The 17,414-nt window shown below is 38.9% G+C and carries 9 protein-coding genes, 1 tRNA gene and 1 riboswitch; of the genes, 4 read left to right on the top strand and 6 right to left on the bottom strand.

Annotated elements, in window-relative coordinates:
* Positions 1-46: 46 nt before the first annotated feature.
* The 4 genes from B3E92_RS10455 to B3E92_RS10440 all read right to left on the bottom strand — a co-directional run bounded on the left by B3E92_RS10455 (position 47) and on the right by B3E92_RS10440 (position 6,231).
* Positions 47-1,228: a homoserine dehydrogenase gene (locus B3E92_RS10455; protein WP_286896653.1), complete on the bottom strand. Its 1,182-nt coding sequence runs from the start codon at positions 1,226-1,228 to the stop codon at positions 47-49.
* Between the two features lie 37 nt (positions 1,229-1,265).
* Positions 1,266-2,309, bottom strand: a complete 1,044-nt coding sequence (locus B3E92_RS10450; protein WP_286896650.1) for a homoserine O-acetyltransferase family protein — start codon at positions 2,307-2,309, stop codon at positions 1,266-1,268.
* Between the two features lie 33 nt (positions 2,310-2,342).
* Entirely contained in the window at positions 2,343-3,653 is a 1,311-nt protein-coding gene (locus tag B3E92_RS10445; protein ID WP_204991076.1) for an O-acetylhomoserine aminocarboxypropyltransferase/cysteine synthase family protein, read from the bottom strand.
* A 255-nt stretch (positions 3,654-3,908) separates the two neighbouring features.
* A riboswitch (SAM riboswitch) is annotated at positions 3,909-4,021 on the bottom strand.
* A 182-nt stretch (positions 4,022-4,203) separates the two neighbouring features.
* Positions 4,204-6,231 (bottom strand): FUSC family protein, encoded by a 2,028-nt coding sequence (locus B3E92_RS10440; RefSeq protein ID WP_286896648.1) that lies wholly within the window; start codon positions 6,229-6,231, stop codon positions 4,204-4,206.
* A 342-nt stretch (positions 6,232-6,573) separates the two neighbouring features.
* Between B3E92_RS10440 and B3E92_RS10435 the strand changes: the two genes are divergently transcribed.
* Entirely contained in the window at positions 6,574-9,024 is a 2,451-nt protein-coding gene (locus B3E92_RS10435; RefSeq protein ID WP_286896645.1) for a TonB-dependent receptor domain-containing protein, read from the top strand.
* A gap of 108 nt (positions 9,025-9,132) precedes the next feature.
* Here the strand turns inward: B3E92_RS10435 and B3E92_RS10430 are convergent, their stop codons facing one another.
* Both B3E92_RS10430 and B3E92_RS10425 read right to left on the bottom strand, forming a co-directional pair.
* Positions 9,133-11,322: a glutamine synthetase III gene (locus B3E92_RS10430; protein ID WP_070565356.1), complete on the bottom strand. Its 2,190-nt coding sequence runs from the start codon at positions 11,320-11,322 to the stop codon at positions 9,133-9,135.
* 175 nt (positions 11,323-11,497) lie between these two features.
* A complete protein-coding gene (locus B3E92_RS10425) occupies positions 11,498-14,317 on the bottom strand; it encodes a S9 family peptidase (RefSeq protein ID WP_286896642.1) in 2,820 nt (939 codons plus the stop codon).
* 95 nt (positions 14,318-14,412) lie between these two features.
* Between B3E92_RS10425 and B3E92_RS10420 the strand changes: the two genes are divergently transcribed.
* From B3E92_RS10420 to B3E92_RS10410, 3 genes are all read left to right on the top strand, one after another.
* A complete protein-coding gene (locus B3E92_RS10420) occupies positions 14,413-15,150 on the top strand; it encodes an SIMPL domain-containing protein (protein WP_286896640.1) in 738 nt (245 codons plus the stop codon).
* Positions 15,151-15,264: 114 nt separating this feature from the next.
* Positions 15,265-15,344 (top strand) — tRNA-Leu (locus tag B3E92_RS10415).
* Positions 15,345-15,997: 653 nt separating this feature from the next.
* On the top strand, positions 15,998-17,311 hold the full coding sequence (locus tag B3E92_RS10410; protein ID WP_286896637.1) for a PDZ domain-containing protein: 1,314 nt from the start codon (positions 15,998-16,000) through the stop codon (positions 17,309-17,311).
* The last annotated feature ends 103 nt before the right edge of the window (positions 17,312-17,414 follow it).

Raw genomic sequence — 17,414 nt, 5'->3', positions numbered from 1 at the left:
ATAAATTTGAGACAGCTTCTTCAAGGTAGGTTGGTTTGTTGATTGCCTACGCGATTTCAGCAATAAAATTGCCCTCTTGATCCAAATCAGCTTTATGGGCTGCGATTTGTTGAAGATTAATATGTCCGATGACATATTTGAAATCTGGTGCGTAATATCGTTCTGTGATTTCACTGAAATTTAACTTTTCAATCAGTGTATCATCTGTATATCTCAAATAAACCTTAATTAAATAATCTTGGCTATAATTTAATGTGCTGGATTCTAAATGTTTTTTATACTCATAGCGGTATCCATAGCGAAGAGCCGCGATATCCGATAGCACAGCAGAACCTGTTGGGTGGCCACCTGCTCCTTTACCATAGAAAAATTGTTCGTCTGCAAAGGCCGCTTTCACCAATACTCCATTGTTCTCATTTTCTACATTATAGAGCATGCTGTCTTTGCCTACTAGGCGTGGTAATACATAAAGTACAACTTTGTCGCCGTCGATCTCTTTTGCCGTCGGTATCAATTTGATCTTGAGGTTCTTTTCTTTCGCAAAACGAATATCTTGCTGTCCCAATTTATCAATACCAATATTGAACACATCTTCTGGTTTGACATAGATACCGTACGCATGCGAAGCAACAATACATACCTTAAATTTGGGGTCAAATCCACCTACATCCAGCGTTGGATCTGTTTCTGCAAAACCAAGTTCTTGTGCTTTCTTTAAAGCATCTGTATATTGCTGATTTTCGTTGAAAACTTTAGATAAAATGTAGTTGGAAGATCCATTAAAAATACCGCTGACAGAATGCAGTAATTCATTGTCATAGTATTCTTCTAAATTCCGTATAATGGGAATACTTCCGCAAACGGCACCTTCATATAATAAACTGGTCCCGTATTCATGTTGGATATCAACCAGCTCTTCCAAATGGTTGGCAATCATTTTTTTATTGGCAGATACCACATTTTTCCCCGATTTCAAAGCACGAACAGTTAGTTGGTATGCTGCTTCGGCATCATCGATTAGTTCGACAACAGTATTAATTTCTGGATCACCTAAAATTGTTTCGGCATCGGTAGAAAATAAATCTGCTGGTAGCGAGCGTTTTTTATCTCCGTTTTTAATGACAAATTTCTTGATCTCCAGATTAAGATCTTTGGTTTTGATGATATCGTAAAGACCTTGGCCTACGACACCAAACCCAAACATCCCTATTGTTAATTTATTACTCATATCTCTTCTTAAATTCTCTTATATATTATTTACTCTCTTATACTAATTCGTTTATGTATTCTTTTTGTTCCCGCAGAAAGCTGCTAATGATTTTTGTGAGTTTTTTTGTTTCGATCAAAAAGCCATCGTGGCCATAGGTCGATTCAATCTCTTGATAATGGGCATTGGGAACATGTTGCGCGATGAATTGTTGCTCTTGTGGCGGAAACAACAAATCTGTATTAACGCTCAGGACTAAAGTTGGACAATCAATGCTCGCCAAAGCAGATTCAATAGATCGTCTTCCCCGACCTAAATTGTGGCTGTCCATTGCTTTGGTCAGGAAGTAATAGCTGTACGCATTATAGCGTTTCACCAATTTTTCACCCTGATAGTTCTGATAGGAGGATGCTTTATAATGATCGAGTTTTTCGTTATCATCTTCCTTTTGCGTGTTGGCATACGTTGTATAGTTGCGGTAAGACAACAGTGCCATAGCGCGTGCAACTTTCAATCCTTTAGCTCCACCATCAGGGTGATTGGCGTAAAAGGTTCGATCAGTTGTAATGGCCAGACGTTGACTTTCATTGAATGCAATACCCCATGGTGAGTGGACGGCATTTGTTCCAACCACGATGAGATTGTTGATGGTTATACTGTGCGATACGGCCCATTCCAATGCTTGTTGACCGCCTAATGACCCCCCGATAAGGATCTCTATTTGTTTGATTTCCAGGTGGTCCGCAAGGACTTGATGTGCGTGAACCAAATCCCTCACTGTGAATTCGGGGAAAGATAGGTAATAGGGTTGTCCGGTTGCTGGGTTTACAGATAGCGGATTACTGCTATTATATGCTGATCCTATGACATTGGCACAAATAATATAATAATCGTTTGCATCAAACAACTCACCTGCTCCAAAAAGACCGGACCACCAATCCAGCACATCTGCATTGGCCGTTAATGCATGACAAACCCAGATCACATTGCTGCGATCTGCGTTGGGTTTGCCAAATGTTTCATAACTGATTTGTAAATCAGTAAGCTCTCTTCCATTTTCAAATACAAAAGGCTCCGGGTGCAGATATATATGCTTACTCATTTCACGTTTAAGTTTTAAGCCGAAAAAATCTGATTATTTAATTTTATCAAAAGCTTGTTGTAAATCAGCTTTGATATCATCAATATGCTCTATTCCTACAGAAAGACGTAATAAGCCTTTGAAGACTCCGGCATTGGCTTGATCTTCATCACTCAATTGTTGATGGGTTGTAGCTGCTGGATGAATAATCAATGACTTCGTATCACCAACATTGGCTAAATGACTGATCAATTCTAAGCTGTCGATAAAGCTATTGGCCTTTTGCGCTGCGTCACCTTTAAGCTGGAAAGAAAGTACCGCGCCATAGCCATTTTTAAGGTATTTTTGTGCGTTAGCGAAGCTCGGAGAGCTTTTTAATCCCGGATAGTTTACTTTTTCTACCTGTGGATGCGCCTCAAGCCATTTTGCGACCTCTAAAGTGTTGTCTACATGGCGTTGCACCCGCAAAGACAAGGTTTCAAGTCCTTGTAATAATAAAAATGAATTGAAAGGGGAGAGTGCTGGTCCGAAATCCCGGAGCCCTTCCACACGCGCCCGAATGGCAAATTGAATATTTCCGAATGGTCCGCTTTCACCGAAAACTTCGGAAAATACTAAACCATGATAGCCTTCAGATGGTTCGGAAAATTGCGGGTATTTTCCATTGCCCCAATTGTAGTTTCCGCCGTCGACGATGACACCGCCAATGCTTGTGCCATGTCCACCGATCCATTTAGTTGCCGATTCAACAATCACATTTGCACCATACTCCAGAGGTTTAAATAAATAACCTCCGGCTCCAAAAGTATTGTCGACGATTAATGGTAAGTCATATTTTTTTGCTACGGCAGCAATTTTTTCAAAGTCGGGAATATTGAAACTTGGGTTTCCGATTGTTTCAACATAGATTGCTTTTGTTTTATCATCAATGAGCGCTTCAATTTTATCTGCTTCGGCGTCTGTTGCAAAACGAGCTTCGATGCCTAGGCGCTTAAAAGAAACTTTAAACTGGTTGAATGTACCGCCGTATAAGTTGGATCCCGCAACAAAATTGTCACCACTTTCCAAAATATTATTTAAAGCTATAAACTGTGCCGCCTGGCCGGATGCAACAGCAACAGCTGCAACTCCACCTTCCAGTGCCGCAATACGTTGTTCGAAAACATCCGTAGTAGGGTTCATAATCCGTGTATAAATATTACCGAACTGCTTTAATGCAAATAAGTTTGCGCCGTGTTCGGCATTTTCAAATACAAAAGATGTTGTTTGATATATAGGAACTGCTCTAGATCCCGTAGTAGGGTCAGCGACTTGACCAGCGTGAACCTGAAGAGTTTCGAATTTTAAATTTTTGTTTGAAGACATAATATATCAGATTTTAAGGGTTCAAAAAGAAATTGCAAAGTAAAAAGAGAAGCATACACACCTCCTTGAAGGGTCTGTTAAATCTTTATCCAAGAAAACGGAAATGATTTTTAACAAGCATGGAAGTGCATATGCATACGCATTCGCATCGATACAATTGTACGATGGGTTACACTTTCGCTTATCGTGCGGTTCACTTGTGTTGAACCTGAATTTTTAATGGACTTCAGTAATTTAATAATCATTGTCTTATGTCATTTATATGCTCCAAAACGATATTGTTTTGGACAGGAATTGGCACCTTTTCAAACAAATTGAAGGTTGCCAGTGGGTCATTGAGCCAGTCTCTCGCCACTTCTTTATAAATCAAGACCTACTGATGAAGGGAGGTGTTGATTAGAAATCTTCTTTCGAAGACGACACAAATATAAACTCTTTTTTTATTAAAGCAAAAGAAATGCTATTTTTTAGTTAAAGGAATTTTGAATAACATGCCGATTGGCATCACATATCTTCCGATGAAACCGCAAAAGTAACTGTCAATCGGGTATTATGATTTCTTTAAATTGATCCGTTCTGCAGTTTGATTTAAATCTGTTAGAAGAGGTTTAAGCGCATCGATTCTACTATGGATATCATAGGCGAGGTGGCGATTCGTCTTTTTGCTTAACGATAGCGAAAGGCCCACCAAATGGGAATTGACCTGATATGCGAGTGCCTGAAAATGGTGAATATGTGACCAATCCATCCATTTGTGCTCGGGTTCTTTTTTCATTTGATTGATGGCGTCTGAAAACAGGGCCATAGCGGTCTGCGCCTTTTTACGAGCCAGTCGTATATCAAACGAACTTTGTCGTTCGTCCGACAGACGGTTATTGATGATCTGGAAATAATGCGCGTTGTAAAGGGATACCTCTTTTGCCAGCTGAACCATGCCTGTGCTCTGGCGTACAGGTATCAAGAAATAACCCGCTATAGCCAAGAATGCTCCAATCAGTGTGAAAAGTATTCGGCTGCCTAAAATGAGATTGATGTTGCCTTCGAACAGATTGAGCGCAATTACAATTCCCAAGGTAATGAAGATGACACTGACCATATAATTAGATCGGTTGAACAAAAAGAATCCAAAAAGACCCAATGCAGCTGTGGTTAGGAGTGCTGGAAGAAAATGAATAGAAATTAAGCAGAACACACCAACTATAATACCCGAGAATGTACCGACAATACGTTCTATATTACGGGTTTTTGTCATTGAAAATGCTGGCCTGGCAACAATAGCGATCGTCAGTAAGATCCAATAGGTATATTTAAAATCCAAAAATAAAATACCGATCAATGCACCTGTTCCAAAAAGAAGAGCCATCCGAACCGCAAATCGAAAAAGCGGATTATTCAGATGGAGTTTACTTTTTAGATCAGCGAGATTACGTAATGGTCGACTGATAAATTGTTGGTACTCGCTGGTGTCAATCTTATCCTGAATTTCCTGATTTTGATAAAAAGCGACCTGGATTCTGTTGAGTACATCAATAATTGCTTCGATGTTGCTTATGATCGAACATAATATACCTTTTGCTGGATCGGCCTGTTGTTCTTGAATTTCTTTTAAATCCCGTAAGAGGGCATTAATTTTAAAGTTATTATGGTATAATTGATGTGCATACCGGAACCTCTTGTTGGGTTGTGAAAAGCTATCGATTTCTAACGCTAATAATTTGATTGTGTGACGAATTAAGGGGAGGCTGCCCGTGTCTGCAAGATTTTTGCGAATTGCATCGTAGTCATGATCAAGCGCAATAATTAACTCATGGAGGTCAATTAATCCATAAACCTGACTGAGCCAATAATTGCTTTTATGCCACTGTTGGCTTATGATTTTTTTTTCTCGAAACAGAAGAGACCTGATTTGTTCCTGCTGTTCGCTGATCTGGCCATGAATTTTTCCTACGCGACTGTACGTAATATTCAAAGGAATATCGGGATCGTAAGACTGTGATCGTATCAATAGAAATTGGGACAATCCATGAAAGCCATTAGCCATGGCATGTTTTAAAGAGCGATAAGGTTGTATATAGGCTTGTAAAAGGCTAAAAAAGTAATATATTATGGACCCTGTTGTAATCTGTAAGCTAACCGCAAAGGGGTGTTGTGGGGCCATTCCGATCACAAAACTCATGAGAATCAATGTCATGTTTCCAATTGCAGCATAGCGGGCTCCAAAAATGCCGTATAAGGTGCATATAAAACCGGCTGACGCTAGCACGATAACCAAGGGCCAATGATAGGGAAATACAATAGCTGTAAACAATGATGCAATAAAGAAGGTGGGAATACATACCAGAGCTGAAGAAAGTTTATCTTTTCTGTTGCCAGGAGGATCGGTGAGTGTCGTTAACAACGATCCGACACCGATTCCGATAGCCGTGCTCGCTTGCGCTCCCAATAAATAGATCGCCAAACTTGGCAAAATACTGACGGCAACATTACGTAATGCGTCTCCAGCATGCTCGCCATGCATAAATCGTATCATAAGGATATAAATACGGTAGAGTCTTTTCTTCAATGATACAGTGCTCATGAATCAGTTTACTAATTTTCGATGCAAAAATACAAATATTATGCTTAATATTTTTTGTATACAATTTATTTGTTTTGAATTTTATTTGTTTTTTGAATTTTTATTTTGATTCGATGTCATTTTCCTACGATATGTTTCAGAAGATTCAAAATTAGCTCGCAGGATCCTATCCGCTGTAAAAGCGATTAGCGAAGGATAGGGTTTACCGATATTATTTGGTTGTCTACCGAGTGAATCGCACTACCTGTCTATTTCTGCTAGTCAACGTGTAATGAATACACGAGGTTTGTTGTCATTATTATGAAGTTGACTATCCGATCGATAGCCCAAAGAAATTACATTATGAAACCACAAAAAATTAAATTGCTCTTATTTTCTATTGTTTTATTCCTGTGTTCTAATGCCGGACCCGTTTCAGCACAGTCTGACGGGGGGAAATTACGTACTGTCGTTGTTGGGCAGGACAACAAGGCCATTGCTGCCGCAAATATTTCACTGTTTCGTAAACCCAATGATGTCTTGTTAAAAGGAACCTTATCCAACGAAAATGGAGAAATTGTGTTGTTTGCGATACCCGAGGGGAAGTACAGCTTACAGGTGTCCACGGTGGGTTATGGTACTTATCGTTCTGGGGAAATAATGCTGCGTGCGGGTGATTTCAAGGTGCTGGATACGATTCGATTACAGCTGGAAAGTAAAGTGCTGGATGAGGCGCAGGTAATTGGCAAGAAGCCATTAATTGAAAGTTACCTTGATAAAGTTGTGCTCAATGTCGAGAACAGTATTTTGGCAACCGGAAATAACGCATTGGAACTCTTGCAAAAGGTCCCGGGGGTAACTTTAGACAACAAAAAGATCAACCTTCGTGGAAAAAGTAATGTGATCATCATGATTGATGGTAAGCCTACTTATCTTTCTGCAGATGAAGTGTCGCGCTTATTGGAAAATACAGCTTCAAATGCAATAGCCTCGATCGAAGTACTCACCAATCCACCTGCAAAATATGATGCGGCAGGGAATGCAGGAATTATTAATATTAAGACGAAGAGGAATACGCAATTTGGAAGTAATGTTAGTTTAAACCTCAATTTAGGGCAGGGTAAATATACAAAGGCTGATGGTGGCTTTCTCATAAACCATCGTAACAATTGGGTGAACTTATTTTCTTCCTATAACTATGCAACTGCCTTAGGCTTTAATGATTTAGATATCGATAGGGCTGTAGATACCAAAAGCGGGACGACTTTTTTCAATTCGGATTCTTATTCGAAATTCCGCTATCGAGGTCATAATTTCAAATTTGCGGCAGATTTTAACCTGGGGAAACAGGAGGTCATTGGATTTGTGGTTAATGGTAATGTAAGCAATGGTCATTCAACACGGGAGGGAAGCAATCTGATCGCTTCTCAAAAAGGAAAGCTTGATTCGGTAGTATTAGGAAGTAATTTGTCAGATTTTAAATACCATTACCTCACTTATAATCTGAATTACAAAAAGACATTTGATACCTTAGGGACTGAATTGACGTTTAATGGGGATTATTCATATTCGAAAAATAATGACAATAGCACTGTTGGAAACCATTTTTTGGACGCAAACTGGGAAGAATTTAAATCACCGCATATTTTCCGGAATGATATGCTTTCTAAGGCAAAAATATTAGTTTTTAAAACCGATTTTGTGCATCCTTTTAATAAAACGACGAAACTCGAGGCGGGGTTAAAATATAGCCGCGTAAAAACAGATAATAATTTGTTGTACGAAGATCAGGATCAGCAAGGCGAGTTTGTGCAAAATAATGGTCAAAGTAATCATTTTTTGTACAATGAAAATATAGCAGCAGCTTATTTCAGTTTAAATAAATCGTTCGGAAAGTTTTCGGTACAAACTGGACTGCGTGTTGAAAATACGAGCTCCCTAGGAAACTCAGTGACGCTTGGGCAACAAACAAAACGTACCTATACCGATTTTTTTCCATCAATATTTGTACAGCAACAGATTAATGATAATCACAAGCTTGGTGCGAGTTATAGCAGACGTATTGACCGCCCTGATTATGGGTCATTGAATCCCTTTGTGTATTATTTGGATCAATACACGTATCAGTATGGCAACCCTTATTTAAATCCACAATATACCAATTCGTATGAAGTAAATTATACCTTTAAAGATCGCTATTTACTGAGTTTGGGCTACAAGAGGACCAACGATGCAATCACTCAGGTGATAGAAAGTAATTCAGAGACCAAAGCTATTGCACAGACCGATCGAAATCTGGCTTATTTTGATTATTACAACATGAATATCAATATACCCGTTAAGCTTTTTAAATGGTGGAGTATTTCTAACAATGCCAGCGCTTTTTATAATAAGTTTAGTTTTGATGAACACTCCGGAGCACAACGCCAATTGGAAAAGTTATCGTTTCAGGTAAGTTCCAATCATGATATCCAAATTGGGGAAACAACAAACCTGGAGCTGACGGGCAATTATTTCTCGCCAGCAGTATATGGCGTATTTAGTTTTCAGTCTTACTATGGCATTGATCTAGGTGCAGGTAAACCATTTCTTGACAAAAAATTGAATGTCAAGTTGGGTATAAATGATGTCTTGAATACAAGAGGCCAGCGCAGACTGTCGAGTTATCAGGAAAATGGATACTATCGTATACGAAATGCATATGATAGTCGGGTTATCCGATTGTCTGTTTCTTATCGTTTTGGTAATATGAATATTAAGTCAGCCAATAAAAAGGGAGGGAATAATGACGAAGATAATCGATTAAAAAAATAGGAGCTATTGTTGTGAGAGGAGATAAGGAGCAAGAGATGACGAACGTTCCCCTAAAACAAAAAGAGCCAGCAATATCGCCGGCTCTTTTTGTTTTATTGGGAAGTTATCTTAACTTAAAAATAAGATCTCTCTCAATTTTGGAAGAGGCCATTTTTTGTCATCAACAATTTTCTCCAATTTGTTGACATGATAACGGATCACATCGAAATATGGTTTAACCAATTCATCGTAAGCGATTGATCTCTCACGTACATCATCAATTTGGTTTGCTTTTTTACGTTCTTGACGCATTGCTTCAGCTTGCTCCAAGATGGTATTTACGTGTGTTGAAATACGTTCTACAAAGTTCAATTGAGAGCTGAATGCTGCTTGTGCCAGACCCAGGTCTTTTAATCCTTTGACGTTTTCAATCAATTCATTTTGATAAATGAAACATGCCGGGGCGATTTGGTTGTTAACCATCTCTTCGATGACACGCGCCTCAATTTGTAATTTTTTATAGAAGTTTTCAAGCAAAATTTCGTGGCGAGCTTCTGATTCACGTTTGGTATAAATACCTAGTGATTCAAACAGGGCTAAAGATTCTTCTTTTACATAAACATCTAATGCTTTAGGTGTCGATTTGATGTTAGAAAGACCACGTGCTTCGGCCTCTTTTTCCCATTCTTCGCTGTATCCATTGCCTTCAAAGCGGATAGCTTTTGAATCTTTGATGTATTTGCGGACAACATTTAAGATCGCAAGATCTTTTTTCGTGCCTTTTTTGATTTGTTTATCTACTTCTGTTTTGAACTCGATCAATTGCGCTGCAACGATCGCATTCAACACGGTCATCGGTAAAGCGGAGTTTGCAGAAGAACCAACAGCGCGGAATTCAAACTTGTTACCTGTAAAGGCAAATGGTGAAGTACGGTTCCGGTCTGTATTGTCCAGTTTTAATTCAGGAACTTTAGGAATACCATGCCATAAGTTTGCCTCTGCTTTTACTTTTTTAGCAACACGAGCAGATTCAACTTCTTCCAAAAGCTCATCCAATTGAGAGCCTAAGAAAATTGAAATAATTGCTGGTGGAGCCTCATTTGCACCCAGACGGTGATCGTTGCTTGCACTAGCGATAGAAGCGCGCATCAAATCAGCGTATTCATAAACAGCTTTGATGGTATTGACGAAGAAAGTCAAGAACATCAAATTGTTTTTAGGTGTTTTTCCAGGAGATAATAAATTTACACCAGTATTTGTGATTAAAGACCAGTTGTTGTGTTTACCAGATCCGTTGACACCAGAGTATGGTTTTTCATGCAACAATACTTTGAAGTTGTGTCTTAAAGCAACTTGTTCCATGACATTCATCAACAATTGGTTGTGATCGATGGCCAAGTTGATTTCTTCGTACATTGGAGCACATTCAAATTGAGAAGGTGCAACTTCGTTGTGACGAGTCTTTAAAGGAATACCTAATTTTAGCGCTTCGTTTTCCAAGTCCACCATGTACGCTAATACGCGCTCTGGAATCGCACCAAAATAGTGGTCTTCCAATTGTTGGCCTTTGGCCGACATGTGGCCAAATAACGTACGGCCCGTTAACTGAAGATCTGGACGAGCATTATATAAGGAAAGGTCAACCAAGAAATACTCTTGTTCAATACCTAGAGAAGCGTTTACTTTAGTGACCGATTTGTCAAAATATTGAGCAACATCCGTTGCCGCTTTATCTACTGCGTTGATGGCTTTCAATAAAGGAGCTTTATAGTCTAATGATTCACCCGTATAGGAAACAAAAACTGTTGGAATACATAATGTTTTACCAGCACCTGTTTCGTAAATGAATGCAGGAGAAGATGGATCCCAAGCTGTATATCCTCTAGCTTCGAATGTATTACGGATACCACCATTTGGGAAAGAAGATGCATCGGGCTCTTGTTGAACTAATGCGTCAGCAGTAAATTTTTCAATGGCTTCACCGTTTTCGTCTGGCTCAAAAAAAGCATCATGTTTTTCAGCAGTCGAACCCGTTAAAGGTTGAAACCAGTGTGTGTAGTGAGAAACGCCGTGGTTAAGTGCCCAAGTTTTCATGGCCTGTGAAATGTGTTCAGCCAAATCTCTTGAAATAATCTGTCCCTCTTCAATGGATGCAACTAACTCCTTGTATGAATTTTTAGGAAGGTAGTCTTTCATTTTGTTTACGGAAAAAACATTCTTTCCGTAAATGTCAGTTGCTTTTTTAGTTTCAACTTTTTCAAATGAAGCAATTTGGCGTGAGCCTGCTGCTTCTACTGCTTTGAATCTTAGGTTCGACATTTGTATTTTGTAGTTAAATTACAGTTTTGTTGATTTTGTTTTTCAAAAATATTGTGTTTTTATTGAAAACTGAAATTTTATTTGATGTTTTTTGTGAAATAATTCAAAAATTATGGTTTTTGGCTAATAAAAAAGGTGTGATTTATATAAATCACACCTTTTTTATTGTTTTGTGTTATAATTCGAATCCCCAGTCTATTCCTTTTTCGGTAGCAGGTACTCCTTTCTTCATCCAAGCAGGAGCGGGGGCACCTTTTAGGAAATGATCGAAGAATTGCTGTTCGCGAATTTGTATATCCTTACGGTTTTGTCGAAGTATGAGGTTATGTTCATCACCATTATAATTCAGCATCCATACAGGTTTGTTTAATCGGCGTAACGCAGTAAACATTTCGATACCTTGATACCATGGCACGGCCCCGTCGTTGTCATTAGCCATAATGACAACAGGAGTTTTAACTTTATCCAAATGGAATAAAGGTGAATTTTCGATATATAGTTCTGGAGCTTCCCACAGGGTTTTTCCGATGCGGCTTTGTGTATGTTCGTATTGGAACTGGCGGGACATACCACTTTGCCAGCGTATTCCGCCATAGGCAGATGTCATGTTGACGACAGGAGCACCAGTCCATGCTGCAGCGTACATATTGGTCCGCGTAATGAGGTGAGCAACTTGATAACCGCCCCAACTTTGGCCCTGTATTCCCATCTTTGTGCTATCAACCCATGCATTCTGAGCGAGGTATCTCATCCCAGAATTGATGTATTCTTCAGCTGATTTACCCGGATGACCTGTTTTGTAGCTTATATTTGGCGCAAATACCAGGTACTCGTTACTTACAAAATAGGGGATGTTCAAACGCGATGGCGTAGGAGCAGGGGGTTGATACGTATATAATCCATCTGAAAGCTTTTCATAGAAGTAAGCTATAATGGGATATTTTTTTGCAGGATCAAAATTTTCTGGTTTATAAAGAATTCCCTCAGCCTGATTTCCTTCGGGCGTTGTCCAATGGACTAACTCCGCTGTCCCCCAGTTGTAATTAGCCTGTTGCTGATTAATATTGGATAGTTGTAATTCGTCTTTGAACTTTATGGTATTGGTGTAGATATTAGGCGAATTCATATAATCCTCTTTACTGTACAGTATCGTTTGTTGATCCGCTGAAGAGCTGATATTCCTGAACGTTTTTGCCTCCACCAAAAGACTTTTAGGATCGTTATGCTGCCCCTTGAACTGGTAGAAACCAGATTCTTTGGTTTTATTGTCAAAGGAAGTTAGAAAACCACCCTTTTTATAGTCGAGTGTTGTGGCTTGTTCGCGGTCCTCTTCTCTTTTTAGCGGTAAGTAGCGGAAAGTTGTCTGCGATGCAGCTCCATAGCCGTTGGTCAAGATGGATTTGTTGGAACCGTCCAAGTTAAAATACCAGATATCATACCTCGAATTGACGTAAATCCCTTTAAAGTCCGGACTCCATGCTGCCATGCCATATCCTTGCGCGGCAGTAGGCATATCATTTTCCTCGTCGGCAAAGGACGCTGGTATACCGTCATTTAGCACCGTCTTTTTCTTTGAACTAACCTGATAGGAATTCCAGGAACCTTTATCTTGGTCGAAATATACGATGTATTTTGCGTCAGGACTTAAGATTGCATTTCCTGAAAAGTTTGAAAGGATTAACTCTTTATTTCCTGTTTTTGTTGAAACCAGATAAATGTCGTCTCGTGTACTGCCTTCCCATTGACTTGCGATGCGCTTGCCAAAATCAGTGCGAGCTAAGATATATTCTTCATTTCCGTCCGGTGTAAGTGCGGTGGAGTTAAATGTTTGGTCCGTAAGGGGAATAATGTTGCGATTATATTTGGGATAAGTAACCGCTAAGAAATTTCTTGCAAGATCTTTCTTTAAATTGACCAACTGCATGGGCTGTAAATAGTCGTCTTGCCAGTTCCAAACGTCCACTTTAGCATGCTCAAAATCAACCAAAGTGGTGTCTCTGACACGTGGTATTGGTGTTATGCCGAAAAATAGCTTCTCCCCATTTTTGCTGAAACGGATATCGCCATCCCCACTAACGGCCCAGTCTTTAGGTATACCATTGCTTGTTTTTGTTGCGAGGTATTGGGCTGTATCTATACCATTGGCATAATAATATAGATTGTAATTTTTTAGTAATGCCTTTTCATTGGAGAGATCCCCCAGGTAAGCGAGCTGATTACCTGATTCATCAAATTTGAAATTTTTATAATTACCTTTTCCATTTGATATCTTTTTAAGCTTTTTAGTTGCTATTTCGTAAAGGTAGACTCCAGATTCTTTTGATAGGCTATCTTTTGAATCTGTTTTTTTTGAAAAAACGATTTTTGATCCATTTTTATTCCATTCGTATTGATCTACAGATGAGAATTGCACCGAATCACCAGAATTTAGATCATATAAAGCAAGCGTTGCCACTGTTTTTTTCTTTTTATCGCTGCCTTTCTTTGCTTGTGTGGCATCAGTAGCCGTTTTTGAATCAGGTTTTTCATTTATTTCCTTGTCGAAAAGAAAAGAGACGAAATTGTTGTTTTGATCAGCAATTTTATAGGATTTTACCTGCGCAAATTTGACAAGGGATGACGTTGTTACATTGTAGATTGCCAATGAATCTTTTGGGAGATCTTCGGCTTTCTTCTTTTTGATCTTGGCTTCGCGGGTTAAGGCAAATGGCGCTTTGACCAAACTTAACAGATGATTTTCGGTATCTGTTAGTTTTCCATTATACCCACGGGGAATTTGAATGATTTCTTTGTTCTCTTTGGTTTTGAGAAAAAGCTGATTGTCGCCTTCTTGTGGAACGACCTGGAATAGGATAAATTTTCCCGATTTACTGATATAGGGTGATGATACGCTTTGCCAACTATCATATACCGTATGATCCAATGGTTTCTTTTGCGCATGGGCAGCGAATGCAGCCAGAAAACAAAATGGAATACAGATACTTTTCTTATTCATATTTTTAAACCTTTTTGTCGCAATTTATTCATAAAAAATAAATAAACATCGATTTTTTGGTATATTCATTGTTACGTAAACATAAAAAACTGGTTATGAAATCATCATCCGCTGTTATTATTTCGATTATAATGGGCGTTGTGCTCTTGCTCGGCACCTGGATATTGGGTACAGCTTATCGCTATAAGTTTAAATCGACGCAGAAAATCACTGTTAATGGTAATGCCAAAAAAGATTTTGAATCCGATTTAGTCAAATGGAGTGCTACTTTTAGCCGAAAGAATTATGAATTGAGTGCTGCTTCAGCACAATTGGCTACCGATAGAGATTTGGTGCGGGACTTTTTAGTACAACAGGGGGTTAAGGCTGACGAGATCCGTTTCGAGGCTGTTAATATTGCCAAAGACTTTGAATATCATACCGATGGAAAAGGCAATGGTTATAATACTTTTTCCGGTTATACCTTATCGCAGGCCGTCAGTGTCGAATCAAAAGACTTAAATAAAGTTGACAATGCTTCAAGAGAAATATCGACATTAATTTCCAAGGGGATAGAACTTAGCTCCAGTACCCCTAACTATTATTACTCCAAGCTAGAGGATCTAAAGCTGGAACTTATTTCACAGGCTTCAAAAAATGCACATCAACGTGCAGAGAATATCGCAAAGGAATCGAATGCCGGATTGGGTAATCTGGTAAAGGCCGATCTGGGAATTTTTCAGATAACGGGACAAAACGACAACGAAGAATACTCTTCAGGTGGTGCATTTAATACAGCATCAAGAAAAAAAACAGCTAATATCACAGTTAAAGCAAGTTTTTTGAGTAACTAATGAAAAATTATTTGACTGAATCTCAGTCCTATATTGGTTTTGATTGAAAATTTATTCAAAAAGTTTTCTCCTTTTCAATAAAAAACCTACTTTTGCATCATCCCAAACGGATATGCCCGGATGGCGGAATTGGTAGACGCGCTGGTCTCAAACACCAGTGGGAAACCGTGCCGGTTCGACTCCGGCTCCGGGTACTGAAAGCCTCTTTACGTATCGTAAAGAGGCTTTTTTTATACACCTATGTTTTTCTGACCTGATGATTTCGACAATACCCCGATAATAACTTATCAAGATAGACAATATAACGGATATATCCTAATACCAACGTATACCTAATACCAGTTTTTAAGCAGTTTTTAGACAGTGATTAGTCATTACTTATTCAGTTGTCACTGAGCAAGTACTGAACGAGCACTGAACAAGCACTGAACAAGCAGTGTCTAAAGAGCTAATCTGATCGCTCTTTGATCCGAATTTGCTACAATAGCTATAGCTTGTTCTTTGGTGTTTCTTCGCTTATTACAGGGACTTTCATTAGACCTTCCTGGGTATTCGTTCGCTATTTCTCTGGTGTTTCCTTGGTGTTTCTCTGGTATTTCTTTGGTCTTTCTCTGGTCTTTCTTTGGTGTTTCTCTGGTCTTTCTTTGGTGTTTTAACGATAAAATGCCAATAAAAGAGCAATAAAAGAGCAAAGAAACGGTAACGTAGGTGTAATCCTCAACCAGACTTGTAGATAAGAAAGATAAATTGCCTACCGTTGAATTGGCATTAAGACGGGCTTTTTTTTATAAACTTTCTTTAATCTGAATTTTCTTGTTTAAATTGGAAATACCAAATATAAACTTGGATGAAAACAGTTTTTTTATCGCTGGCACTGTTGTGTTTTTTCATGACGCAGGGACAAGTGGGGTTTGTCTTGAACGGGAAAAAGAATGTCAAAATTCCTTTTCTTTTTGTTCATAACCTAGTCATTATACCTGTGCAAGTAAACGGGTATATGATGAACTTCCTGTTGGATACAGGTGTTAAAGAAACCATGATATTTGGGGAAACATTAAAGTCAATTGATAGCGCTGTTTTTGTTAATAAGTTTCAGGGCTTGGGTCGGGAAGAGGGTTTGGATGGCTATTTATCCATCAGCAATCACGTGAATATTGCAGGCGTATATGAAGATTCGGATCAACCGATCTATATTCTTCAAAACGCTCATATTGATATTTCTACCCGGATCGGCGTGGAAGTGAATGGAATTATGGGTAGTCGTTTTTTTGAAAACCAAATGATCGAAATGGATTTTCAAAAACATCGCATCACCTTATACCCTAGAGCGAACAAGCCTAAGGGGCTTGAGAAGATGCAGCGTTTGCCCTTGGATATTTTAAACAGTCGCCCCTATACTTCGGTTGCTTTTAAACAGGGCGATGTGGCTATTGATGGTCGTGTATTGATCGACATGGGAAATAGCGATGCCTTAATGCTTATTCCTTCCAAGCTAAATAATTTTGATATTAAGCCTCCATTTATTGATGACTACATAGGGCAAGGATTTAACGGTGAGATTTATGGAAAAAGAAATCGAATCCGATCGCTCGAACTTGGGCCGTTTACAATGGATTATCCCCTCGTAGCCTATCCCGAATTGAGTTCGTTACAGCATGCAACATTTGTGAGCGAAAGGGTAGGTTCCATTGGGAATGAGTTGTTACGCCGATTTAAGGTCGTATTCGATTACCCCAACAAATCCATATACCTTCATAAGAATAAAGATTTTGATCGCTTTTATTATTTGAATATGAGTGGCTTAGAAATTATCCACGATGGCATTAAATACGAAAAAGAAGAAATACCCGTGGTTCTGCAAAAAGATGGCGGTACAGAGGTAAGAATGGGCAACAGTGTGCAGTATCGCTTTGTACTACGGAATATGTACAAAATTGCGACGGTTCGTGATGGTTCGCCTGCGGCAATCGCAGGACTAATGCCGGGAGATAAGGTTATAAGGATCAATGGTAGACCTGCATCTTCATTTTCCCTGGAGTCGATCCACAATCTTTTTAAATCAGAAGAGGGAAAGGAAATGCGTTTCCGCGTAACCAGAGGCGGGAATACATGCGACTTTAAATTTGTGCTAAAGGATCCACTTCCATTTAACCCAAATTAAATTTTTGCAAATATGAAAAGTTTAAATAAAACTTATTTATCTTTGCTGTCAAGAATAGTATTATAACAATTAAACACGAAGAGATATGTTGGTCGCCAAGATT

Source organism: Sphingobacterium sp. UBA6317 (genome assembly GCF_002440385.1).
Classification (GTDB): domain Bacteria; phylum Bacteroidota; class Bacteroidia; order Sphingobacteriales; family Sphingobacteriaceae; genus Sphingobacterium; species Sphingobacterium multivorum.
Note: the sequence above shows the minus strand (reverse complement) of the source record. Positions and strands in the feature narration are given on the sequence as shown.